Below are 22726 nucleotides of genomic sequence, written 5' to 3'. Positions count from 1 at the left end.
AGGATGTGCATGAGAGCAATCCGCCAGGCGTGGTGTGGAATCGTGGCCTCGTTTCTCGTCTCTGCCTGTGCGCATGGCGCTCGCACCCGCACCGAGACAATGGAGCCGACGGCGTTCGATGAAGAGCTCTACGCCGCCGCCGTCCGCGGGACCCTCCAGCACTTCGGACGGGATGACCGAGAACCGACGCTCTACTGCGTGACCCTTCCCGGTGGCACCAGCCCCCAGTTCCTGGCTCGCTTCACCAACGACCCGTTCCTGGTCGCGGGTCCGGACTCCTGCAAGTGGGACGACGGCGCCGTGGTGCCCGCGAGCAGCTCGGTCGAGGTGGTGTTCAACGGAAAGCCCACCGGCGCCCGCGTGACGCCCACCCGCGCCATATTCCTCCACGTCGACGAGGTGCGGTCGACCTCGCCCGGCCGCGCCCAGGCGGACACCTCCATCGTCTACGGCAACCTCGGCGCCAACGGGCTCACCCTCACGCTCGAGCGTCAGGATGGCCAGTGGAAGGTGGTCACCGCCGAGAGCACCTGGATCTCCTGAGCCCCTCCCCGCGGCGCCCCGTGTCTCGTGCCGCACCGCACCGAGCAATTCGGGAGAGAGGCCGAGGGACTTGAAAGAAGGGCGCACACGGGAGGGGCCATCACGCCCGGGCGCGCGGGTGTCACCTGGGTAGTAGGACCCCCCCGCGCCACCATGCAACTCCTGGAGCGAGGGCTCGGCCCGGTGCAAACAAAGACCCCGGCCCCCGAGCAGACGGGGAGGCGAGCGAGGAGCACACGTGACGACGGAGAAGAAGTCCGAGTCGGGCTGGGAGGAGTCGGAGCAGTTGGGGCCGTACCAGCTCCACGAGCAGGTTCAGCAATCCCCGCAGGGGGAACTCTACCGGGCCACGCACGAGACGAGCGGCGCGGCGGCCCTGGTGCTCAAACCCGCCGCCAGGGACGACTCGGCGCCGAAGACCGACTGGGAGATGCGCTGCATCTCCTCGGGCGATCCCAACTATTTCGCCGTGGAGGTGAAGCGCTCCCCCTGGACCTTTGCCCCCAACAAACGCTCCGCGGAGGAGCTGGTGTTCGCGTTCGAGGACCTGCACAAGGGCGTGAGGCGCATGGCCCAACACGTTCCCACCACCCACGACCCTCGCCCCCGAAGACACCTCGGGCTGGCACTGGCTGGAGCCGCCGCGGTGTGCACCCTGCTGTTCGCCCTGGTCCTCCTGTCCCCCGAATCCCAACCCTCAGGCGGCCCGCCCCCCGTGACGAGAGCCGAGCCAGCACCCATGAGCGCCGAAGTGCCGACGGACACGGCGATCCCCCTCACGGGCAATTCACTCAGGGGCATCGCGGACGGGGGAGTACCCGCCCTTGCCCACCCCTTTCCACGCAAGCCCTACAAAGGGCAGAAGCGCCCTCCCTGCACGCCCCGTATCGAGGTGGAAATCAATGGCGGCTGCTGGGTGCCGCACAAACTCAAGGCACCGTGCCCGGAGGAACTCTACGAGCACCAGGGGGAGTGCTACACGACCGCCATGCTCCCCCCGCCGGAGCCCCGATCGCTCGAGCAGTGAGTGGCTCACTGTTGGCACAAGAGTGATAAGTGAAACACCCGTCAGAGGCAACCCGCCCGCCCGAGCGGCCAGAAGCGCAAATCATTATGATGCCGGGCTCATGAGCGACATCGCCTTCCTGTGCCACCCCACGGTGGGCCACCTCAACACGCTGCTGGCCACGGCGCTGCGGATGAGGGCCGAGGGCCACCGCACCCGCTTCTTCATCCCGGGAGCCCCGTCGCTCGGCTTCCGGTTGAAGCCAGACATCCTCAACAATGTGACGGACGTGCCGGCCATGGTCGAGCGCGCGGGCCTGCCCCTGGAGCGGCTCCGCCCCGCGCTCGGCGTCATCTTCCACGCCATCCGCCTGGCCCGAAGCAGCGGCTACGCGGAATCGCGGATCGCCCTCAACCTGTTCACCGCCGGAGCGGAGGCGACCGCCCGCGACATCCTCCGCCGGCTCGAGCGGCAACCCGCCGACGTGCTCGTGGCCGACTTCGCCTTCTTCCCGGCCCACCTCGCCGCCGAGAAGCTCGGGCTGCCCTGGGTGGCCGTCTACCACAGCGGGCTCCCCTTCCGCGGCCCCGGCATCCCTCCCTGGGGCAGCGGCCTGCCCATCGGCACCCCGGACGGTCCCGAACTTCATCGCGCCGAGGTGGCCGAGGCGGAGCTCCTCGTGCAACTGGCCCGGCGGATGGATCAGCCCCGGCGCGCGCTCGGGCTGGTCCGCGGCCTGCCCGACGTCCTGCGCACGCCCGCCTCGCCCTGGCTCAACCTGGTGATGAGCCACGAAGCCATCGAAGCCCCTCGCACGGGCTTGGGGTCAGGCACCTTCTACGTCGGCCCCTGCTTCTCCACCCGGCGCGGCACCGACACCGAGGGCTTCCCCTTCGACAAGCTGCGCGCGGAGGCCTTCAAGGTCTACGTGTCACTCGGCACCGTCTTCAACGACAAGCCCGAGGTGTTCCGCACCCTGCTCCGGGGGCTCGACGCCCCGGGCCTCCAGGTCGTCGTGAGCGCTGGCGCGGCGTACCCGGCGCTCGCCTCCAAGCCCCTCCCCTCCCACGTGCTCCTCTTCCGCCGCGTCCCCCAGGTGGACCTGCTGCCGAGGATGGACCTGGTCATCAGCCACGGCGGCAACAACAGCACCAACGAGACGCTGGCCGCAGGCAAGCCCCTGCTGGTGGTGCCCGTGGGCGGCGAGCAGCACGACAACGCGCGGCGCGTGGAGTACCTCGGCGCCGGGCTCTTCCAGTCCATTCAGGGGATGACTGAGGACAGCATCCGCCGGGCAGTGGCGCGGCTGCGCGAGGAGCCGGGCTTTCGCGCGAAGGCCGAGGCCCTGCGCCAGCAACTGGAGCTCACCGAGGGCACGAGCACGGCCTCGGCCCTCATTTCCCTGCTGGCCCGCCGCCGCGAGCCGTTGCGCCTGCCCGACGGAGCGCCCCGCACCATCACGCGCGAGGCGCTGGCGTCACTGCTCGCTTCGCTGGAGGGCACTGCCCTGTCAGTGGCGTGAGCACTCAGGGCCGTAGCCGCGCATACATGGCCTGATCGCGCACCTGTCCATCCTTCACGGCGCTGTGGCGCAGGATTCCTTCGAGGACGAACCCCGTCTTCTCCAGGACGCGGCGCGAGCCCACGTTGTCCACGAAGGGCAACGCGAACAGGCGCAGCAGTGAGGTGTCCTCGAAGGCCCAGGATACGAAGCCAGCGAGCGCGGCGCTGGTGATGCCTCGGCCCCAGTGCGACTCACCGAGCCAGTAGCCGACCTCCGCCGAGCACCGCTCGATGTCCGAGCCCGGAATCATGCCGATGCCACCCACCGCCTCGCCCGAGACTTCAATGGCCAGGTCCGTCAGCGGGTGCGCTCCGGAGGCGTACCGCACCCAGCCCTCCGCGTCGGCGAGGGTGTAGGGGTGGGGAAAGCGGTCCCGGAGGTTCAACCACACCGCGCGGTTGTTGGCATGTCTCACCAGGGAGGCTTCGTCACCGCGCTGGAAGGCACGCAGGGCACAGGGGCCACACTCGATTCGGAGCGGCTGCGTCATGGGCCAGCACCATTCCAGTGGAGCTTCGTGATGTATACCCCGACCGAGCAGCAGCCACACATACCTGACAGAAGGCTGTCATCTCCGAGCTCCAAGGTAGCGCCATCGAAGCCTCTGGCCCCCACGCGCACCTCTCACGGGTGCGCACCCCCAAGCCCAGAGACAGGCCGCCATGCTCTCCTTCTTCTTGTTTCCGCTCCTGCCGCCCTTTTCCCTGCCCGCTGGCCGCGCTCCCTCTGGACTCCGCGCGGTGCCTGCCCCAGTCTCGTTGGGAGAGGCGGCACCGCGCCCGGTGCGGCCCGGACGCGCGAGGAGGATGATGCCTGGCCGGAAATCAACGACCGTCGTGACGCCGCGAACCCGGAGCCGTCCGGCCCAGGTGCTCAGCCAGCGCGCCCTCAACCGGGCCCTGCTCGAGCGGCAGTGGCTCCTCCGGCGCGCGAAGCGCTCCGCGCCGCAGGCCATCGAGCACCTGGTGGGTTTGCAGGCCCAGGCACCAAACCCGCCCTATTACGGCCTGTGGACGCGGCTGGAGGGATTCCGGCAGGAGGACCTGGCCACGCTGCTCCTCGACCGGCAGGTGGTGCGCATCGTGCTGATGCGAGGAACCATCCACCTGGTCACCGCTCGCGACGCGCGGAGGTTGCGTCCCCTGGTGCAGCCCATGATGGAGCGCACCCTGCTCGCCCACAGGACCTATGGCCGGAACATCGCGGGCATGGACCTGGATGCGCTCGTGGCAGCGGGCCGGGCGCTCGTGGAGGAGGAGCCGCGCACCCTGACGGAGCTCGGGGCACTGCTCGCCGAGCGCTGGCCCGACCGCGACCCGAACTCCCTCGCCCAGGCCATCCGCGCCTTTGCCCCCCTGGTCCAGGTGCCGCCTCGTGGCATCTGGGGTGTCGGCGGACAGACCCGCTGCACCACGCTCGAGTCGTGGCTGGGCCAGCCACTCGACGCCAGTCTGTCGATGGAGGAGCTGGTGCTGCGCTACCTCGCCGCGTTCGGTCCGGCCACGGTGCTGGACGTGCAGACCTGGTCCGGCCTCACCCGGCTGAGCGACGTCCTCGAGGGGCTCCGGCCCCGCCTGCGCACCTTCCGCAACGAGCAGGGCCGCGAGCTGTTCGACCTGCCCGATGCTCCGCGGCCCGACCCGGACACGCCGGCCCCGGTGCGCTTCCTCCCCGAGTTCGACAACGTGCTCGTCTCCCATGACGACCGCGGCCGCGTCATCTCCGACGAGGACCGCAAGCGCGTCGCCACCCGGAACGGCATGGTGCCCGGAGGCCTGCTCGTGGATGGCTTCTTCCGAGGCGCCTGGAAGTTCCGCCAGAGCCGGGGCACCACCACGCTGCTCATCGAGCCGTACAAGCGACTGTCCGCGCAGGAACGCACCGCCGTCGAGGAGGAGGGAGAGCGGCTCCTCGACTTCGCCGCCGCCGATGCGAAGACGCGCGACATCCAGTTCGTCCGGTCGAAGTGAGCGACGCGAGCGCGTGGGGAGGGTCCTGCCAACAGGGTGGTCAGATGATTCGTATGGGGCAAGGCGTCTGAACGAATCCTTCGACACCTTCTTCGGGACACCTTCTTCGGCCCGCCCACCGGCGGGCCCGTGTGGTGGCCATCTCAAGGTGAGGCGCTGTTTCCACCTCCGCCGTCCACCTTGTCTGGAGTCGTGGACTTCATCAGATGGAGGAGCCCCATCTCATAGGGGGCTCCTCGGTGCTCGAGGCGCGACGTGGCGATCATCGACTCCTGCCGGGGTGCCGCCGGGTCATCCGCATCCGAGGCGACGACCGTCAGGTTGACGAGCCCCTTGCGTAGCTCGCGCACATAGAACTCGTCCGCGTAGCTGTCCGAAGCGCCGATGAGCTCGAGCGGAAAACTGGCTTCGATCGTGTATCCAGTCGCGGTCTTGCGCCAGGCGGCCGTCACTTTCGGCAGGTTCGTCTCATCGGGAAACCAGCGCAGCACCCGCACCTTGTTGGTGCCCCGGATTGGAACCAGGCCCAGCTGAATGGTCTTGGCCAGATCGGGTTGCATCCGCGGCGTGAGCTCTGCGTCCCACGGTTGGCCCGCGCGGTCGAGCCAGAGCTCCACATGGTCGTAACGCACTCCGTTCTTCCCCGGAGGCGCGAGCACGACGACGTCGTCGGTGACCTCGATCAAGAGGTACAGGAAGCCGTCGTCCCACAGCGCACGCAAGGAGTAGGAGAGATCCTCGTTCGTCTCGAGAATGCTTCTCTCGAGGACGATGTAGTCCGCTCTTCCCACGGGGAGCCGCGTCGCTTGCTGCCAGGCCGCATCTCGACCATCCCCATCGAGCTTGATCGAGCCCTTTCGGGGCATCGCGTAGACATTGAGGAACTCGACCGAGCGTGGCTCTGACTCATCGGCACGAGAGACCGTTCGCACCGAGCTGCCGACGCTGTCGCTGTAGTGCGTACGAACCTTTCCTATCATGCCGTTGACGCGGTCAAGGACGCTCTTGCTCTCACTCCCCAGCCGGAAACGTGACCCTGCCCGTTCGAAGCGGTACTCGTAGGTCCAGATCGAACTGCTGCCGGCACTCTCGCTGACTTCGAAGGCTTGCGGAGGATTTTCGTCCACCATCATCTCGAGTTGGATGGGCTGCGCCTCACCGCAGTTCGGGCAATGGAGGATGGGGACATCAAGAGCGGGAGGTGTGCCAGCCGGAGCGCTGCTGAGCACCACGACGGCGCGCTGCGGATCCTCGTCACCCCGGCGCGTGACGCAGGCAAGATCCTGTTTCCCGTCGCCGTCGAGATCACGCCCTCCCGTCTCCACGCAATCAACAATCTCATCCTTGAGCGTGGACGTCGATACATCATCGTCTGGCGCTGCGGCGGATGACCAGCCGACCAGGAACACCGGTAGCAAGTGTCGGAGAACGCCTCGCATGGTCAGCTCCAATCGATCAGGACACGCTTGGCGTTGTAGAACAGTTCCTTCCGCTCGCTCAGACCGCTCTCGCTGCCATTGAGCACGTGGGTCACCCTTGTGACGCAAGTCAGCGTATTGGAACACATGTCAGAGGCCGCCCGCGCGCCCGAGCGGCCAGAATCGCAGACAGGCCCGGCCCAGCACGTTGCGCCGCGGCAGGAATCCCCAGACATGCGAGTCGCTACTCTCGTTCCGGTTGTCACCCATCACGAAGAGCATGTCCTCGGGCACTCGCGCCGGTCCCCACTCGTAGCCGGGCGCCTCGGCCATGTAGGGCTCCACCAGAGGCTGCCCGTCGACGAGCACCCGGCCCTCGTGCACCCGCACCTCCTGGCCCGGCAGCCCGATGACCCGCTTGATGTGGGCCTCCAGGTGCAGCGTCCCCCGGCGGTCGGCCTCGGGAAGCGGCTCGAAGACGACGATGTCCCCGGTGCTCGGAGCATGGAACCGGTAGGACACCTTCTCCATCAGCAGCCGGTCTCCCGATACCAGGGTCGGCCGCATCGAGTCCGAGATGATCAGCCGGGGCTCCACCACGAGGCCTCGCACACCCAACGCCAACAGCAGGGTCAGGCCCGGCAGGAAGAGCCACGTTCCCCGCCGCCACCCGGTGCCAGTCCGACTCGTCCCTTCGTTCTTCGCCGCGGCCTCTTCCACCCCCCGGAGTCTACCGCCCCCCGGCGCGGAACCCCCAGGAGTCGCGGCCCCCATCCAAAGCCATATCAAACACTCCCGCGTGTCCCGCGCGCCGTGGCGAGCCCTTCCTCACGCGATGATGCCCGGCACTCCCGGCGGCTGCTGGTCGGGGTCGGGCGGCTCGTGGATACCCGGTGGTTGGATCTCCGGCACCGAGTGACGGCCCGGCTCACGCTCCGGTGGCTCGTGCCGGGGTGGCTCTATCTCCGGCGGCTGGCGCGTCGGGGGTTCGATCTCCGGCGCATGCCGCCGCGTGGGCGGTTCTATCTCCGGCGGACGCTCGGGCTCCGGTTCCCGGTGCGGCGTCTTCTGGGGCTCCGGCTCCTTCACTGGTGCTCCGGGGGTCTTCGGCGGTTGTTCGGGCATGCTCTCCCCTCCTGGGTCTCTCCAACCTGTGCATCCAGGTGGGTTCAGGTACGAGACAGCCAAGGGGAGAGGCCCTCGCCCGGCTGCTGTCGAACCGCCCGCGCACTCCCAGCTTGGGTCCTCGGGAGTTCCACGGAGGGCAGGGAAATGAGAGCTATGGGGTGGGTGGTGGGGGGAATCGGGTTGGGCGCGGGCCTGATGTACCTGGCGGATCCACGCAGTGGCCGGCGCCGGCGAGCCCTCGCGCAGGACAAGGCCCGTCACGTCATATTCGAGGCCGAGAACGCGGCGGGCGTGGTGACGCGCGATGTCATCCACCGGACGCGGGGCTTCTTCTTCAACTCCATGAGCCGGGTGCGCCGTGAAGAGGTCGACGACAGGACCATCGAGGCCCGCATCCGCTCGGCGCTCGGCCGCGTGTGCTCACACCCCCATGCCATCCAGGTGAACGTCGCGCAGGGCCAGGTGCGGCTCGACGGCGTCGCCCTCAAGGCCGAGCATCCGAAGATGCTCTCCCGCATCAGGCGCGTGCGAGGCGTGCTCGACGTGGCGGACAACCTACAGGTGTTCAAGCAACCCGGCAGTCACCCGGAGCTACAGGGCGGCACGGTGCGCTTGGGAGACCGGCCCGAGTTCCTCCAGCACAACTGGTCGCCCGCCGCGCGCTTCGTGGCCGGCCTCGGGGGCTCGGGCCTGATGGTGTGGGGACTCTCGCACGGAGGCGTGCGGGGAGTGGTCTCCACCCTCCTCGGCTCCCTGCTCACCCTGCGCAGCATCACCAATATCGAGCTCAAGCGCCTCACGGGTCTGGGCGGCGGACGCCTGGCCATCGAGATTCACAAGGACATCACCGTCCACGCGCCGGTGCGGGAGGTGTTCGCCTTCTGGCGGGCCATGGAGAACTTCTCCCGCTTCATGACCCACGTGGAGACCGTGCGCACCAGCGGCGAGGACCGCTCACACTGGCGGGTGCGCGGCCCCGCCGGCACCGTCTTCGAGTGGGATGCCATCATCACCCGGCTCATCCCCAACCAGGTGCTCGCCTGGAAGAGCGTGGAGGGCTCCACGGTGGAGAACGCCGGCATCATCCACTTCGAGCCATTCAACAACGGACGCTCCACGCGGCTGGACATCCGCATGTCCTACAACCCTCCCGCGGGCGCGCTGGGCCACGCCTTCGCCCGGCTGCTGGGCGCCTCCCCCAAGAAGCAGATGGATGACGACCTGCTGCGCTTCAAGTCGCTCATCGAGACGGGCAAGGCCACGGGACACGAGACCGTGTCGCGCGAGCAGCTCTCGCCCAAGGCACCGGTCCGGCCCGGGAACCGTCCGGTGCACTGACCGCGCTCACGCGTTGCTGCGCTGGATGAGCTCCGCGTACCCGGGGCCCACCACCTCGAGCGTGATGAGGCCTGACTCCTCGTCGTAGGCGCGCACCTTGAAGGCCTTGTGCGCCTGGTGCGCATGGGCCTCGCAGGTGGGCACCTGGATGGTGACATCGCCGTCGTCCCGCATCATGCCGCCCACGTGGAAGCGCGTCTCCACGTGGCGGGCGAGCTCCCCTCCGCACAGCGCGCAGCAGTGGGGCAGCCCCATCCGAGAGAAGGACGCACGCACCGTCACCGCGTCCCCCACCCGCCGCACCGTCACCGGCGCCAGGGGCGCGAGTGCCTTCACGCGCTCCTCCTCCCGCACGTCCCAGGTGGCATCCTCCGCCACGCCCAGGCGCTCCCGCAGGCGCTCCAGTTCCTCCGGCCCCAGCGTCCCCGCCAGCAGCCCCTCCACCAGGGCCGTGGGGTCCACCCGCTCCCCTTCCCGCTCCAGCTTCAACGGCTCGCCAGGGGCTGTCGTCCACGCCAGGCCGTGCCGGGCCAGGATGCTCGCCAGGTATGCGCTCACCGCGTGGCGCACCACCTCGTGCACCCGCTCGGCGCGGTCCGGCACCCGGTAGCCCACCAGCCGTGGATCAATCGCCTCGGCGAAGGCCTCCCGCGCCGCGGCGTCCTTCAGCAGCGCCGGCACCCGCGCCAGCGAGAAGTCCGGCACCCGCGCCTGCACCCGGCTGGCCGTCTCGTTCCACAGCACGCTCCAGCGCGCTCCGGCCTCGGACCAGGGAATGAGCTCCACCGCGTTCGGCCACAGCTCCGCCGTGAAGCGCCGCTCCAGCGCCTCCGCGTCCGACAACAGTGTGTACGCGGGCGTCTCGTCCAGCGGTTGCTCCGGCACGTCCATCCGCTCCGCGAAGGCGATCCGCTCCTCCAGGCGCGGGTGCGAGTCGTAGGGGCCCGACTCCCGCTCGGGCGCGGCACCCGCCAGCTCCCGCTGCTCGTCCGCCCAGGCGGAGCTCGTCAGGTAGCGGCGGTAGCCCTCGAAGAGGTTGTCCGGCACCACGTCCCCGTGCGCCAGCGGGTACACCTCGTGCTCCAGGAAGAGGCGGTAGCCCATCGCGTGCAGCGCCTCGCGACGCAGCCCGGAGACATGTGCCCGCTTGCCGACGACGCGCATGCTCCACTCGTCCGCCACCAACTCCTGTTGCCGGCTGATGGACTGGGTGATGCGCAGGAACAGCATCGGCACCCAGGTGAAGGGCCTGCGCAGCGGCACCTGGCCGTCCTGCCCCAGCAATGCCAGGGCGCGGCCCATCGCCGCACGCGTGGAGTAGATGAGGCCCGCCAGCTTCGTCTCCCCTCCCTTGAAGTGGCCGAGCTCGTGGGCCACGGCGGCACGGAACTCGGAGAGGGTGTCCACCGCCAACAGCCCCAGGCCGATGCTCAGCACGCGCCGGCCTCCGAAGCCGAGGAAGCCGCCCACCTGCGACACGTACGCGTTGACGTCCTCGATGAGGTACACCTCCGAGGGCAGCTCCACGTCCATGCGCCGCGCCACATCCCGGAGGGCGGCGAACAGTCGCGGGTGCTCGGCCTCGGTGAGCCGGGGCCCGGGCGGCACGAAGCGCTCGCGCTGGGGCAGCAGGCTCCAGAGGAGGGCGCCCGCCCCTGCCAGGCACAGCGCGGTGAACAGCGCGTGGAAACGGTGCGTCGTGAGCAGGTGGAAGGGCAGCACCACCAGCCCGAGCGCCACGCCCAGGGTCACCGTGTAGAACAGGAGCAGGAACCCCACGGCGAACATCGCGCGGACTGTGTACGAGCGGGCCCACATGACGTTCCCCTTCCGTTGCGGGCGAGTCTAGAGCGAACACGAACCCATGCGGCAACTCACGCAATATGAGAGATAGGGGCAACCCCATGAGCCCCCCCTCTCCTTCCTTCCTCCCCCCCCGCCACGCCCTCCTGCTCGCCGCCGTGCTCCTGGTCTCCTGTGCCCATGGAGGCGGACAGGCACCCGGCGCCGCCGCGGACCGGGCCGCCCACCCCCGCCAGGTCCACGTGCGGGTGCTCGGCATCAATGACTTCCATGGAAACCTCGCACCGCCCGCGGGCTCGTCCGGGGAGATCCGCACGGGCACCCAGCCCGATGGCAGCGCCCTCAAGGAGAAGACGGGCGGGATGAGCTTCCTCGCCCGCCACCTGGCCGAGCTGCGTGCGAAAGATCCAAAGAACACCCTCGTGGTGTCCTCGGGAGACCTCATCGGCGCCAGCCCGGTCATCTCCGCCCTCTTCCACGACGAGCCCACCATCGAGGCGATGAACCTCGCGGGACTGCAGCTCAACGCCGTGGGCAACCACGAGCTCGACGAGGGCGCCACCGAGCTCCTGCGGATGCAGAACGGAGGCTGCCACCCCGTGGATGGCTGCCAGGACGGCACCCCCTTCGAGGGCGCGAGGTTCCAGTTCCTCGCCGCCAACATCGTCGACGGCCAGGGGAAGACGCTCTTCCCCGCCTACGCCGTGCGCGAGTTCGAGGGCGTGAAGGTGGCCTTCATCGGCATGACGCTCAAGGGCACCCCGGAGATCGTCGCCGCCGCTGGCATCCAGGGGCTCCAGTTCCGGGACGAGGCCGAGACGGTCAACGCCCTGGTGCCCGAGCTGAAGAAGCAGGGGGTGCGGGCCATCATCATCCTGGTGCACGAGGGCGGCAACCAGAACCCCTCGCCGGGCCCGTATGACGGATGCGAGGGCTTCTCCGGTGCCATCGTGGACATCGTCCACCGCCTGGATCCGGAGGTGGATGCCATCCTCAGCGCCCACACCCACCAAGCCTACAACTGCGTCATCGACGGCAAGCGCGTCACCAGCGCCGCCTCCTACGGGCGACTCATCACGGACCTCGAGCTCGTGCTGGACACGGCCACGGGCGACGTGGTGGGGAGCTCGGCCCACAACATCCTCGTCACCCGGGACGTGGAGGGCGTCCCCGACGTGCAGGCGCTCATCGACCGCTACGACGGGCTGGCCGCGCCCCTGCGCGACCGCGTCCTCGGCCAGACGACGGCGCTGCTCCAGCAGCCGGACAACAAGCGCTGGCCCTCCGGCGAGTCCCCCCTCGGCAACACCGTCTCCGATGCGCAGCTCGAGGCGACGAAGGACGCGGGAGCCCAGGTGGCCTTCTTGAACCCGGGCGGCATCCGCGGGGACCTCGACGCCGGCGACGTCACCTATGGCGAGGTCTTCACCCTCCAGCCCTTCGGCAACTCCCTCGTGACGATGACGCTCACCGGCGCGCAGCTGCACACCCTGCTGGAGCAACAGTGGGAGGGAAAGCTCGTGCGCATCCTCCAGCCCTCGAGGGGCTTCTCCTATACGTGGAAGGCCTCGGCGCCCGTGGGCCAGAAGGTGGACCCACGCAGCCTCCGGCTCCAAGGCGCGCCCGTGGACCCGGCGGGGCGCTACCGCGTGACGGTGAACAGCTTCCTGGCGGGCGGAGGGGACGGGTTCCGCGTGCTCACCGAGGGCACCGAGCGGCGCGGCGGCCCGGTGGACCTGGACGCACTGGAAGCGTGGATGAAGACACACTCGCCGATCGCCCCGCCCGAGACGAACCGCATCACCCGGGTGGAATAGCCGCCAGCCGACACTCGCGCCGGACTGCCGGTGACATTTTCCGCCGGAGACACGAGCAACCCGGGGCCGGAAGTGCCACACATACGGCCATGCGTTCCTCGCGTCCTGGACTCCTGGGTTGTGTCGTTCTGTGCGCGCTGGTGGCCGCCTGTACCCACCACGCGCCCCTCTCCCACACCGAGTCACCGCTGGCCTCGGGCGAGCACCAGCGCGTCCTCAACGGGGTGAGGCTGTACTACCGCATCGCTGGTGAGGCTCCGGCGGAGCGCGCCCCGGTGCTCTTCCTCCATGGCGGCCCCGGCTACAACAGCTACAGCTTCGCCCGGCTCATGGGCACGCGCCTCGAGAAGAGCCGGCGCATGGTGTACCTGGACCAGCGGGGCTGTGGCCGCTCCGAGCGCCCCTGGGATGGACGCTACTCGCTGGAGGTGCTGGTGGCGGACCTGGAGGCGCTGCGCCAGGAGCTGGGCGTGGAGCGCTGGGTGTTGATGGGCCACTCCTTCGGCGGGACGCTCGCGCTGGAGTACGCGGCGCGTCACCCCGAGCACGTGGCGGGCATGGTGTACGTGAGTGGCTTCTCGGACGCGGCGAGCTCCTTCGCCACCTGGAAGCGCGAGCTCGAGCGCCTGTACCCCGGACGGCTGGCCGCGGCGGCCTCTCCCGAGGACCCATCGGACTACGGGCAGGTGATGCGGGCCCTGCGGGGTGTGGACGCACAGGCCTTCTTCAACCAGCTGCAGTTCCACAACGCCACCTATCTCCAGATGCAGGACGCGGTGGACGCGGAGAGCGGCCTGAGCAACACGGGAGAGATGTCACGGGCCCTCTTCTCCACCGAGCTGCCGCGCTACCGCTTCTCCGCCTCCGCGCACGTCACCGCGCCGGTGCTCGTCGTCGGCGGCCGGTACGACAACTCCATCGGCCTGGAGAGCATTCAGGCGCTGGCGAAGACGCTGCCCCACGCCACCTTCCTCGAGTACGAGCAGAGCGGGCACTTCCCGTACCTGGAGGAGGCGGATCGCTTCGCGCGGGACGTGACGCAGTTCCTGTCGTCCCTGCCCTGAGAGGGTCCGCTCACGGAGCCGGTGTCCCCCGGCCCGCCGAGCTACCCACCTCGGTGGTGCCCACGACGCGGCGCTGCGCCTGGTCGAACTCGAGGTCGAGCAGCTTCCCCGAGCCCCGGGGCGCCAGACCAAAACGCACCCGCCAGTAGTTGGGGCGCACCTGTACGGCCTCGGCGACCTCGGTCACCTCGTAACCGTGCGCGGTGGCGTAGTCCTGGCTGAGCCGGACGACGTCGTTGTAGCCCAGCTCATTCTGGACGTCGTAGGCGGGCTCGGGAACCATGCGGCGCTCGGGCGTTTCGGTGGCACACCCGGCGCCGAAGAGGGCCGCGGAGAAGACGAAGGCGATGGCGGAGCGGAGAGGGACCATGACAGCTCAAAAGTGAGCATGGTCCGTGCCAAGGGGGGCTCCCTCGCGATGCGACGAGAGCCCCATTGCCCGGCACGCAAGCGTTGCACCCGAGGGAATCCCGGGCCGCAGTGGTTGCGCGCTAGCCCTTGGTGGGCGCGGAGGGCGTCGGCACCAGCAACTGCTTGGCCACCACCTCATCGATGATGCCGTACTGCCGGGCCTCCTCGGCGCTCATGAAGTAGTCGCGCTCGGTGTCCCTCTCGATGCGCTCGATGCCGTGGCCCGTGTGCTTCACGATGAGGCCGTTGATGTACGAGCGCAAACGGAGGATCTCCTTCGCCTGGATGTCGATGTCCGACGCCTGACCCTGCGCCCCGCCGAGCGGCTGGTGGATCATGATGCGCGCGTTGGGCAGGGCGTACCGCTTGCCCGACGCCCCGGCGAGCAGGAGCAGCGCTCCCATCGAGGCCGCCTGGCCCACGCAGATGGTGGACACGGGGCACTTGACGTACTGCATCGTGTCATAGATGGCCAGCCCCGCGGTCACCGAGCCGCCGGGCGAGTTGATGTAGAGGTTGATGCCCTTGTCGGGGTCCTCGGACTCGAGGAAGAGCAGCTGGGCGACGATGACGTTCGCCACTTCATCGGTCACCGGCGTGCCCAGCATGACGATCCGGTCCTTGAGGAGCCGGCTGTAGAGGTCGTATGCGCGCTCGCCCCGGTGGGTGGTCTCGATGACGAAGGGGATGTTCATAGCCCTCCAACACTAATGCGCCTTGCCGCCGGGCGCCCGTCCGTTCTTGCAGGACCGTGCTCCAGGCTACGCTCGGGGCCTCTCCCCCGGTGCCCCGCCAGGAACGCCTCCGGCATCGACGCCCTCCTCGCCGCCACCCTGGAGGACCGGACTCCAGGCCGTCCTGGATGACCGCAAGGCCAGCGAGGCGGTGCTGGCCCTGTTCCGGTTCGAGGGCGGTGGAGCTCACACCTCGGTGAAACGAATCCCGCCCACCTGATGGTCTTCCAGTGCCTGTTTGAGCCTGTCGGAAACGAGGAGAACAGAGCTCCACCCCCTGGGACGGAAGATGTCCGCATCACCGACCTGGTACGGATCGATGCGCAGGCCCCTGACCAGGCGGTAGTCCCCCACCCTGTCCGGTGCACCATCCTCGGGCCTCCAATACTCCACCCTCTCGCACCGGGCATCGTCGATGCAGGGAATGACACGGAGGACATTGACGATGAAGTAGGGCTCCGTCAGGCCCACGACCTCACTCGGAATGAGCTGCACTTGTTGCTGGAGACCGAGGCTCTCGAAGATGGGGACAATCCGGCCGTGAACGAGCGGGATGCTGAGCGTCGTGAAGCTGAAGTCGAGGGCGCGTCCGGGAGCAGCCAGAGAGATTCGAGGCGTCCCCACCAGGTCGATGGGGTGTCCGCTGAAGAACTGCCAGGGGTCGAGTTCCTCCCCTCGCTCGTCGATGGGATCCGCCAGAACCCACTGCTCCCGGATGCGTGAGTCGAAGAACAGCTCATGGTATCGCATGGGTTCGCCCATCTCAGTCCTCGGAATAGCGCGTCCGCCGCCTCAGTGACCGGCCGCGTTCGCGCGCAGCTCCGCCTCGCGGCGGTACACCTCGGGCATTCCCACCTGGAGGAACACCGCGTAGCCCAGGTCCGGGTAGGCCGCCTTCACCCGCTTCACGGCCTCGGCCACCGCCTCGTCCCGCACCGGCAGGGTGGGCTCGCTGGCTCGCACCAGCTCAATCACCTTCTCGAGGTAGGCGCGCTGCCGCGCCAGCAACTCCGGACCCGCGGACCCCCCACGCCCCGGGTGCACCTGGCGGGGATTCATCCGCTCCAGCTCGTCCAGCCGCTGAAGCCACTCGTGCTGGTGTCCCAGCTCCAGCCACGCGTGGGTGCCATTGGCCACAAGGTCTCCCGTGAACAGGTGCCCCTCCCACTCCACCACCACCTGCGCGTCACTGCACCCCGGCCCCAGCACGTGAGCCTTCAGCTTCAGCCCCGCCGCCTCCAGCACCGTCGTCTCCGCGCCAAACTCCTCCGGCCGAGGCTCCGCCTCCGGCCAGTCCGGCGCGTACCGGTCCTTGAACCAGCGCGTGCGCAGCTCGAAGACCGCCGGAATCCGCTCGAGCACCTGCCGGGCCGTCACCACCCGGATGCCCCGCTCCTGGAACACCTTCGTCCCGTTGAACTTGTCCGGGTTGGGGTGCAGCACCACCGCCAGCACCACCTTCTTCCCCGTCTCCCGCTCGGCCAGTTCGATGAGTTCGCGGGCCGCCGAAGGCAGGAACTGGGTGTCGATGACCACCAGCCCCTCCGGGCCTTCAATCCAATACGAGTTGGTGGAGAAACCCCAGGGCTTCGAGGTGTACACCCCCACCCGCGTGTCTTCCTTCAACCGGTGCGCGGTGCTCTCGGCGCGGCGCTCGGACGCCGCGGGATGGGAGGTGGCACAGCCGGTCATGACTCCCAGCCACAGGCTCGCAATCAGCGTGATGTGTTTCATGGCTGGCATCGTGCGCCAGCCAGGCCGTGGAGTCTTTCGTGGGTCGGACGACTTTTTGTTCCAATCCGCCACGGCCCTCCGAGGCGCTACGTCTTCTTCACGGTCCGCTTGCGCGCCTGCGGCTTCTTCCGAGCGGGCGTCCGCGTGGGCCGCGTCTCATTGCTGGCCACCTGGGTGGTGTTCTTCCTCGTCGTCGCCCGTAAGGCCATGCTGGAAACCATCGAACCGCGACTCAAGGGCGTTATCGTCCTCATGGATTGATGCTGAAATGCCTGCCACGCAGAAAAATCAAATCGGCATGATCGTCTACGCGCCTGCGCTCGCGGGGGATGATGGCCGCCCTTTGGCTGTTGTTCGTGGGATGGAGCGCGCACGACCCGGCTTGATCATCGGGTTGATGATTTCTGACGAAGGTCAACTTATCCCGTTGCCGGATCGCGACGCATTCGTCGCCCGAGAGAGCAGTCGCGGGGAAATGCCGCCGCTGCGCAGCACCGATAACGACGTCCGAGTCGCATGCTCGCCCACTCCATGTGACATTGATGGAGCGCGAAAATGCAGGCCGACGGTCACCCGCGCACGACGGCGATGATGGTGCCCGCGTCGATGTAGCCGAGCTGCCGGGAGTCCTGGCTCCGGGCATTGTCGCCAGACACCACGACCTTTCCGGGGGGCACCCGGGAGTGCTCGTCCGCGGCGAGTGCCGGGCGTGCCCACTCGGGCACCGCGTCCCCGGCGACGGCGGCGACCCGCTTGACGCGGTGAACGAGCTTGTCCTCCGCCAGCACCTTCTCGGGTGGCAGGACGAAGACGACGATGTCCGAGCGCGAGAAACCGGCGTCACCCTCGCTGCCTCGGCGCACCCGCCGGGCGAGGAGCCGCTGCCCGTGGTGGAGCGTGGGCGACATGCTGTTGCCCTCCACCGTCACGACCATCCACCGGCGCCGCGCGTGGAGCGCGAACGCGAACCCCGCCGCGAGGAGAACCACCGCCAGCCCGAGAACCCAACTCATGCCGCTTCCTCCGTGGCCCGCGAGGCGGCGACGCGCGAGTCCTGGTAACCGCTGGCCTGCAGGGTGAACAGGCGCGCGTACTCGCCCCTGGCGGCCATCAGCTCGTCATGGGTGCCCTGCTCGGTGATGCGCCCCTCGGAGAGCACGGCGATGGTGTCCGCGCTTCGCAGGGCGCTCAGCCGGTGGGAGATCAGCAGGCGCGCGCGGCCGGCACCGTGGCGTTGCAGCGTCTGGTGGATGCGATACTCGGCGCCCGCGTCCAGCCCGGAGCTGGGCTCGTCCAGCACCAGCAGGTCCACATCCTGGCGCATCAGCGAGCGAGCCAGGGCCAACCGCTGCCACTGGCCTCCGGAGAGCGACACGCCCGCCGCGTTGCCCGCGCCCTCGTCCGTGAGGACCCGGCTCAGCAGCGTCTGGTAGCCGGAGGGCAGCGCCTCGAGCGTGCCGTCGATTTCCGCCAGCGCCGCGGCGGCGCGGATGCGCTCCTCGTCCTGGAGGTGGGCGGCGTCCCCGAGGCCGATGTTCTCCGCCGCGCTGAAGTCGTACGTCATGAAGTCCTGGAACGTCGCCGCCATGCGCAGCCGCAGCGCGCGCGGGTCCAGCTCGCGCACGTCCACGCCGTCCCAGAGCAGCTGCCCCCGCTCCAGGTCATGCAGGCGGCACAGCAGCTTCACCAGGGTGCTCTTCCCCGCCCCGTTGACACCGACGAGGCCCACCGAGCCGCCCGCGGGGATGAACAGGTTCACCCCCCGCAGGACCCAGGGGCCATTGGCGTCATACCGGAACCACGCGTCGCGCAGCTCCACGCCCCGCCGCAGCGGCGCCACCTCGCGCCCGGGCGCCGCCTCGGAGCCCGGCAGCTCCAGCAACTCGAGGTAGTGTTTGAAGGCCAGCCCGCCCTGCGCGGCCCCCGCGAGCTGCCAGATGAGTCCGTTGAAAGCCGACTGGATTCCCGCGACGGCTGCCAAGAAGAGCGACACGTCGCCAACGGCGAGCCGGCCGGCCACCGCGCCCCGGACGATGACGGCCGCGCCGGCCATGGTCGCCCCGGCCGTCAGCAGCGACAGCGACAGCTGCAGGCCGGCGCCCTTGCGGGCCACCGCCAGCTCGCGGACCGAGGCCCTCTCCAGTGCCGCCACCATGCGGTCCAGCAGCAGCTCGCCCAGGCCGAACAGGCGGATCTCCTTCGCCGCCCGGACGTCCACCAGCAGCGCGTGGTAGAAGTCGCGCCAGCGGTACGTCTGGACGAGCGCCTCCCTCAGCTCCGCCGACCACCGGCTGCGGACGACCTGGGCCACGAGCCCCACGCCCCCGACGAGCAGCAGCAGCAGCGCCATCAGCGGCGACACCGTGAGCACCACCGCGCTCAGCGTGGTGACGGAGACCGCCGCCCGGAGGATGGACAGCACCAACTCCGAGAGCCGGTGCGGCGCATCCTGGGCGCTCTGCTCCGCCAGCCGGAGCCGGCCGTGGAACGCCGGGTCCTCGAAGGACCGCAGCCCCTCCAACCCGATGACCTTCGTGAAGAGGGAGCGCTCGACGGCGAGGGCAACGCGCCACTGGACGGTGCGCTGGAGGTATTCGGTGATGTTGCTCACCGCCATGGAGCCCCCCGCGACGGCGGCCACCCCCAGGCCCAGGGCCAGGGCGCGCTCTGAGTCGGCCTGGGGGCCCCGGGCCAGCTCGTCCAACAGGAGCTTGGTCAGCCAGCCTCCGAGCGCGGCCACCGAGCCGGTGCCCAGGGTGAGCACGAGCACGAAGGCCGAGCGCACCGGCGCCGCGCGCCACTGGAGCGCCACGGCCGCGCGGACGGTGCGCAGGGCTTCCCGGAACAGGCCCCGGCGCATGCCCTCCCCGGTCATGGAAGCACGTCGGCCAGTGCGTGGCCGGAGGCGGCGACGACGCCGTTCTCCACGCGGATGAGCGTGGGATAGCTGGCTGGCTTGAAGGCCTGGTGGAGCGCGTCGTTGTGCTCGGTGTACACCACCCGGGCGATGCGCTTGAGCGCCTCCGCCATCTCGCCCACCTCGGGGTCGTTCGCGCGGCCCTCGACGAAGGCCACGAAGGGGAGTGCCGGCGGCGACTCGAGCAGCTGCGCGCGCAGCACCCCGCACGGCTTGCAGTGGGCGGTGAAGAAGCCCACCAGCGACACCCCCGGCTTCAGGGTCTCGTCCGACAGGGGCTCCCCCTCCAGCGTGGTCGCATGGAAGGAGCCGATGGCCTCTCCCGTTTTGGGAAGGGACGGGTCGCGCTGGGGATTCTGCGCCACCATTTCCTGGAGTACCCGGACGCGCCGGATGAGCGCCATCGAGAGCAGGAAGTTCACAACGGTCAGGGCCCCGACGGCGCCCACCACCACGACGAGAAGCTGCGTCATTGTCTAGTGCCTCGACTTCTTCAGGGCCGCCGGAGCGCTGGCGGCCGGGGGTGGAGTTCCCAGCAGAAACAGGAGGTCATCCCAACGGGTGACGAGAATCCCGGCCAGCGCACCGAGCACGCCCGCCACCACCGTCATCCCCTCGGGCGCGGGGAGCGTCGCGCCGGCCTGGCGTGCGAGGCCCCCCGTGACGAGGACCGTGAGCAGCAGGCCGTTGCGCACCAGGTGCGCCGCGCCCACCGGGGTGTTGCTCGCGCCGAAGCAGCGGCAGCGCACCACGTCTCCCCGGCGCCACACCCGCGCGAGGCCCACGGTGAAACCGCTCAGCAGCACCAGCGCCGCGACAGTCCCCTCCCGCGGAGCCACCAGCAGCAGGAGCGCGGACAGCGCCTCCGCGGCAATCACCCCGGCCGCGAGCGGGGCGCCCACCCAGGAGCGCGGAAACCCGAAGAGCCCGAGCGTCTGGATGAAGTCCTCGAAAGGGCGGCGGCCCCACGCCTTGCTCAGCGCGGCGAGCGCGAGCACCACCACCACCCACCACCGGCACCCGATGTCCACGGCGTTCAATGGAGCCTCCTCATGAGCAAACCACGGCCGGACACTGGAGCAGCGTGCCCAGCCATGGCCATCAGCGATGACTCATCAGATGGAACAGTCGGTGCAGCCGCCGTAGCGGCAGCTGCCGTTGCAGGTCACGACCATCGGGTTGGAAAGCGTGCCGCAGCAGCAGCCATATTCGGCAGTGCACGCACCGGCGGTGACGTCGGACAGGAACAGCTTCAAGATACGCTCGCTGATAGCCTGGAAGAGCTTCATGTGACTCTCCTCGCGCGTTCCGGAGAATTCCGGTCATTCGCGCGCACGAAGAGTCACAGGCGCTTTCCGCACCGTCAATGATTGCTTGGTGTGTGAAAGCGCCCATCAGCGTGCGGCCGCCGTCATGGTTGGTGTCGCAAAGGATTTTCTCCCAGGAGACGTCGTACACGAAGCGGGTGGCGCGCGGGCCGACGTGTTGCAGTTCCACCATCCCCTTGCGGAAGGTGCCCTCGAGCAGCAGCACGGGCGGAACGTCCTCCAGCCGCATCTCCACCGAAGGCCAGCGCGAGCCACTGGGTCGCGGCGAGCCTCTCCCGCAGGAACACCAGACCCGCGAGGGCGGCGACCGCGGGCTCCAGGCTCATCAAGATGCCGAAGGTGCGGCTCGAGAGCTCCCGCAGCGCCAACGAGCCTGGCCCCGGCGCGAGGTCCACATAAGGCCGCGTGGTGTTGAGGCCCGAGCCGCCACTGCCAACAGACCCAAGCCCCCTGCCCTCAACAGTGCCCCCATTTCTCTTATGCGCCGAGCTCAGGGGGTTAGTGGCAGCCCTCCTTGCGTGGCGCGCTCTGATTCGCCTCTGTCGAGGAGAAGATCCGGACATAGCCAACGGCGAGCTCCCTCAGCCCGCTGCCCACGTTCTGGGAACGCTGAAGGTACGAGTCGAGGTTGAGCCCTTCGGCGGTCCCGACGTGGGCCGCTACCTCCTTCGCGCTGATAGCGAATCGGGTGAGGTCTTGCAGCGCCGCGGCCATCGGCGAAGGTGGACGCGGGTTGCGGGTTCGGACCATCTCGAGGAGATCATCCAGAACCGCGCCGGTAAAAGTGCGAAAGGCGAACTCCACGTCCTCGCGGCGTTGCCGCTCCAGATCGTGAGCGAGGAGGGTTTCGAGCACGAAGCTGATCACCACGATGCCGATGATCAGCCAGAACAGCTCGGACCAGAATCCCGCGAAGACGTTGAGGTTGAGCTGGCTGAATCGATCCAGGAGCACCAGCGCGACCGCGGCGGCGATCAGGGTGCCAAAGAGGGTCCGGCGATTCAGGAAGCCAGCCATGAAAACCCACCTCCCATCACGCCTGCGGCAGGGCGCAGGTACCGAGATCGCGCCAGGAGGGTGTCAGACGACTCGTAGGGGACGAGATGTACGAGTTCTCTGTACGAGTCCTCTGACACCTTCCCCGCGGCAGGCTGAGTCGTCGCGGTGCTCTCCACTTCCGATTTCATCTGGACGCCGCGACTGCCTGCATCGTCGCGGTGCTCGCCCCTTCACGCCTCAAGCTTGGCGTCAACCTCCGCCTCCACGGGGCGCGGCGAGGTCTTACGTTGTTCTAGCAGCGGATTCGCAAGGAGCTCCACGATGCCTTCATGGCCTTCGGCCGCGTACTCGTTCGACATGCCGTGGGAGGAGTTCGGCCAGTGGCTTCGACGTGTCCAGCGGCTCGGCTTCTCCAACCTCGCGCTGCGCGTCCACATCGCCTGCCTCTACGTGCAATCTCTCCACCTCTTCCCCCGCCGGGCCCGAGAAGCATGGGACATGCTGCTGGAGGACGCGGAACGGACGGTCACGCTGCGGGACTGCTCCCAGCGCCTGCGCCCCTTCCTGGCGGAGGTGCTGGCCCGGCACGCGGGCGAGCGCATCGTCCTGGTGTCCCATCGCATGCTGTTGGATCACCTCCTCCGTCTCCTGTTGGGGATGGAGGAGACGGCGCCCCGCTGCACCTTCGACACCGACAACGGGGGCGTCCACCGGCTGCTTCACTGGAAGGGATGTGGGCGCGTGCTCGAGCTGAATGGCACGGCCCACCTGCGCTGAGGAGTTCCCCGGGCGGGTGGGCTAGCGGCGGCCGGAGGTCAGCGAGTAGCCCAGGCCCTCGGGGCGCGCGGCGCTCAAGAACCAGCGGGTGAAGAGGCCGAGCAGCGCGAGCGAGACGAACGACCAGAGCGCGGCCCAGGCCCACGAGGGCACGGGGGTGAGCGCCCGGTGTGGA

General features: G+C 69.0%; 26 protein-coding genes. 9 read left to right on the top strand and 17 right to left on the bottom strand.

Going from position 1 to position 22726, the window contains the following annotated elements:
• Window positions 1-9 precede the first annotated feature (9 nt).
• The 3 genes from DAT35_RS54075 (at window position 10) to DAT35_RS54065 (ending at window position 3071) form a co-directional block, all read left to right on the top strand.
• Window positions 10-543 (top strand): hypothetical protein, encoded by a 534-nt coding sequence (locus DAT35_RS54075; protein ID WP_146210262.1) that lies wholly within the window; start codon window positions 10-12, stop codon window positions 541-543.
• 238 nt (window positions 544-781) lie between these two features.
• Window positions 782-1570, top strand: a complete 789-nt coding sequence (locus DAT35_RS54070) for a hypothetical protein (protein WP_108077324.1) — start codon at window positions 782-784, stop codon at window positions 1568-1570.
• 100 nt (window positions 1571-1670) lie between these two features.
• Window positions 1671-3071, top strand: coding sequence for a glycosyltransferase (locus DAT35_RS54065; RefSeq protein WP_158502319.1), 1401 nt, complete (start codon window positions 1671-1673; stop codon window positions 3069-3071).
• A gap of 4 nt (window positions 3072-3075) precedes the next feature.
• On the opposite strand, the gene DAT35_RS54060 is transcribed toward DAT35_RS54065, so the two are convergent.
• Window positions 3076-3603, bottom strand: coding sequence for a GNAT family N-acetyltransferase (locus DAT35_RS54060; RefSeq protein ID WP_108077322.1), 528 nt, complete (start codon window positions 3601-3603; stop codon window positions 3076-3078).
• Between the two features lie 346 nt (window positions 3604-3949).
• On the opposite strand from DAT35_RS54060, the gene DAT35_RS54055 reads away from it, so the two are divergent.
• The gene (locus DAT35_RS54055) at window positions 3950-5083 is read left to right on the top strand and encodes a winged helix DNA-binding domain-containing protein (RefSeq protein ID WP_233262252.1); all 1134 of its coding nucleotides are present in this window, start codon (window positions 3950-3952) and stop codon (window positions 5081-5083) included.
• Window positions 5084-5226: 143 nt separating this feature from the next.
• On the opposite strand, the gene DAT35_RS54050 is transcribed toward DAT35_RS54055, so the two are convergent.
• The 3 genes from DAT35_RS54050 to DAT35_RS54040 all read right to left on the bottom strand — a co-directional run bounded on the left by DAT35_RS54050 (window position 5227) and on the right by DAT35_RS54040 (window position 7626).
• Window positions 5227-6492 carry a sugar-binding protein gene (locus DAT35_RS54050; RefSeq protein WP_158502317.1) on the bottom strand — a complete coding sequence of 422 codons (1266 nt, stop codon included), beginning with the start codon at window positions 6490-6492 and terminating at the stop codon, window positions 5227-5229.
• A gap of 159 nt (window positions 6493-6651) precedes the next feature.
• Entirely contained in the window at window positions 6652-7221 is a 570-nt protein-coding gene (gene lepB, locus DAT35_RS54045; protein WP_233262251.1) for a signal peptidase I, read from the bottom strand.
• A 108-nt stretch (window positions 7222-7329) separates the two neighbouring features.
• Window positions 7330-7626 (bottom strand): hypothetical protein, encoded by a 297-nt coding sequence (locus DAT35_RS54040; protein ID WP_108077318.1) that lies wholly within the window; start codon window positions 7624-7626, stop codon window positions 7330-7332.
• Between the two features lie 147 nt (window positions 7627-7773).
• On the opposite strand from DAT35_RS54040, the gene DAT35_RS54035 reads away from it, so the two are divergent.
• Window positions 7774-8967: an SRPBCC family protein gene (locus DAT35_RS54035; protein WP_108077317.1), complete on the top strand. Its 1194-nt coding sequence runs from the start codon at window positions 7774-7776 to the stop codon at window positions 8965-8967.
• A 6-nt stretch (window positions 8968-8973) separates the two neighbouring features.
• On the opposite strand, the gene DAT35_RS54030 is transcribed toward DAT35_RS54035, so the two are convergent.
• Entirely contained in the window at window positions 8974-10785 is a 1812-nt protein-coding gene (locus DAT35_RS54030) for a M48 family metallopeptidase (RefSeq protein ID WP_108077316.1), read from the bottom strand.
• 86 nt (window positions 10786-10871) lie between these two features.
• Between DAT35_RS54030 and DAT35_RS54025 the strand changes: the two genes are divergently transcribed.
• Window positions 10872-12587: a bifunctional UDP-sugar hydrolase/5'-nucleotidase gene (locus tag DAT35_RS54025; RefSeq protein WP_108077315.1), complete on the top strand. Its 1716-nt coding sequence runs from the start codon at window positions 10872-10874 to the stop codon at window positions 12585-12587.
• A gap of 89 nt (window positions 12588-12676) precedes the next feature.
• Window positions 12677-13651, top strand: coding sequence for an alpha/beta fold hydrolase (locus DAT35_RS54020; RefSeq protein WP_108077314.1), 975 nt, complete (start codon window positions 12677-12679; stop codon window positions 13649-13651).
• 10 nt (window positions 13652-13661) lie between these two features.
• Here DAT35_RS54020 and DAT35_RS54015 read toward each other — a convergent pair whose 3' ends face one another.
• From DAT35_RS54015 to DAT35_RS62025, 5 genes are all read right to left on the bottom strand, one after another.
• Window positions 13662-14021 (bottom strand): hypothetical protein, encoded by a 360-nt coding sequence (locus tag DAT35_RS54015; protein ID WP_108077313.1) that lies wholly within the window; start codon window positions 14019-14021, stop codon window positions 13662-13664.
• 121 nt (window positions 14022-14142) lie between these two features.
• Window positions 14143-14757, bottom strand: coding sequence for an ATP-dependent Clp endopeptidase proteolytic subunit ClpP (gene clpP, locus DAT35_RS54010; protein WP_108077312.1), 615 nt, complete (start codon window positions 14755-14757; stop codon window positions 14143-14145).
• 225 nt (window positions 14758-14982) lie between these two features.
• Window positions 14983-15546: an imm11 family protein gene (locus tag DAT35_RS54000; protein WP_233262250.1), complete on the bottom strand. Its 564-nt coding sequence runs from the start codon at window positions 15544-15546 to the stop codon at window positions 14983-14985.
• 42 nt (window positions 15547-15588) lie between these two features.
• Window positions 15589-16530, bottom strand: a complete 942-nt coding sequence (locus DAT35_RS53995) for an MBL fold metallo-hydrolase (RefSeq protein WP_158502315.1) — start codon at window positions 16528-16530, stop codon at window positions 15589-15591.
• An 86-nt stretch (window positions 16531-16616) separates the two neighbouring features.
• A complete protein-coding gene (locus tag DAT35_RS62025) occupies window positions 16617-16739 on the bottom strand; it encodes a hypothetical protein (RefSeq protein WP_255415263.1) in 123 nt (40 codons plus the stop codon).
• A gap of 59 nt (window positions 16740-16798) precedes the next feature.
• On the opposite strand from DAT35_RS62025, the gene DAT35_RS61625 reads away from it, so the two are divergent.
• On the top strand, window positions 16799-17122 hold the full coding sequence (locus DAT35_RS61625) for a DUF5953 family protein (RefSeq protein ID WP_369946602.1): 324 nt from the start codon (window positions 16799-16801) through the stop codon (window positions 17120-17122).
• On the opposite strand, the gene DAT35_RS53990 is transcribed toward DAT35_RS61625, so the two are convergent.
• The 6 genes from DAT35_RS53990 to DAT35_RS53965 form a co-directional block, all read right to left on the bottom strand.
• A complete protein-coding gene (locus tag DAT35_RS53990) occupies window positions 17100-17543 on the bottom strand; it encodes a S26 family signal peptidase (RefSeq protein WP_108077310.1) in 444 nt (147 codons plus the stop codon). The genes DAT35_RS61625 and DAT35_RS53990 overlap by 23 nt on opposite strands.
• Window positions 17540-19390 carry an ABC transporter ATP-binding protein gene (locus tag DAT35_RS53985; RefSeq protein WP_233262249.1) on the bottom strand — a complete coding sequence of 617 codons (1851 nt, stop codon included), beginning with the start codon at window positions 19388-19390 and terminating at the stop codon, window positions 17540-17542. Before DAT35_RS53985 ends, DAT35_RS53990 begins: the two co-directional genes overlap by 4 nt.
• A gap of 11 nt (window positions 19391-19401) precedes the next feature.
• Window positions 19402-19920, bottom strand: a complete 519-nt coding sequence (locus DAT35_RS53980) for a thioredoxin family protein (protein ID WP_108077308.1) — start codon at window positions 19918-19920, stop codon at window positions 19402-19404.
• Between the two features lie 3 nt (window positions 19921-19923).
• Entirely contained in the window at window positions 19924-20478 is a 555-nt protein-coding gene (locus DAT35_RS53975) for a MauE/DoxX family redox-associated membrane protein (protein ID WP_233262260.1), read from the bottom strand.
• An 84-nt stretch (window positions 20479-20562) separates the two neighbouring features.
• Complete coding sequence (locus DAT35_RS59610; RefSeq protein ID WP_158502313.1) at window positions 20563-20736, bottom strand: hypothetical protein; 174 nt, start codon at window positions 20734-20736, stop codon at window positions 20563-20565.
• A 537-nt stretch (window positions 20737-21273) separates the two neighbouring features.
• Window positions 21274-21792: a hypothetical protein gene (locus DAT35_RS53965; RefSeq protein WP_108077307.1), complete on the bottom strand. Its 519-nt coding sequence runs from the start codon at window positions 21790-21792 to the stop codon at window positions 21274-21276.
• 303 nt (window positions 21793-22095) lie between these two features.
• Here DAT35_RS53965 and DAT35_RS53960 point away from each other — a divergent pair, with 303 nt between their 5' ends.
• Window positions 22096-22551, top strand: a complete 456-nt coding sequence (locus DAT35_RS53960) for a histidine phosphatase family protein (protein WP_146210260.1) — start codon at window positions 22096-22098, stop codon at window positions 22549-22551.
• Between the two features lie 21 nt (window positions 22552-22572).
• Here DAT35_RS53960 and DAT35_RS62020 read toward each other — a convergent pair whose 3' ends face one another.
• Entirely contained in the window at window positions 22573-22704 is a 132-nt protein-coding gene (locus DAT35_RS62020; RefSeq protein WP_255415262.1) for a hypothetical protein, read from the bottom strand.
• Between the last annotated feature and the right edge of the window lie 22 nt (window positions 22705-22726).

It is taken from the genome of Vitiosangium sp. GDMCC 1.1324 (genome assembly GCF_003044305.1).
In the GTDB taxonomy this organism is placed as follows: Bacteria; Myxococcota; Myxococcia; order Myxococcales; family Myxococcaceae; genus Archangium.
Note: the sequence above shows the minus strand (reverse complement) of the source record. Positions and strands in the feature narration are given on the sequence as shown.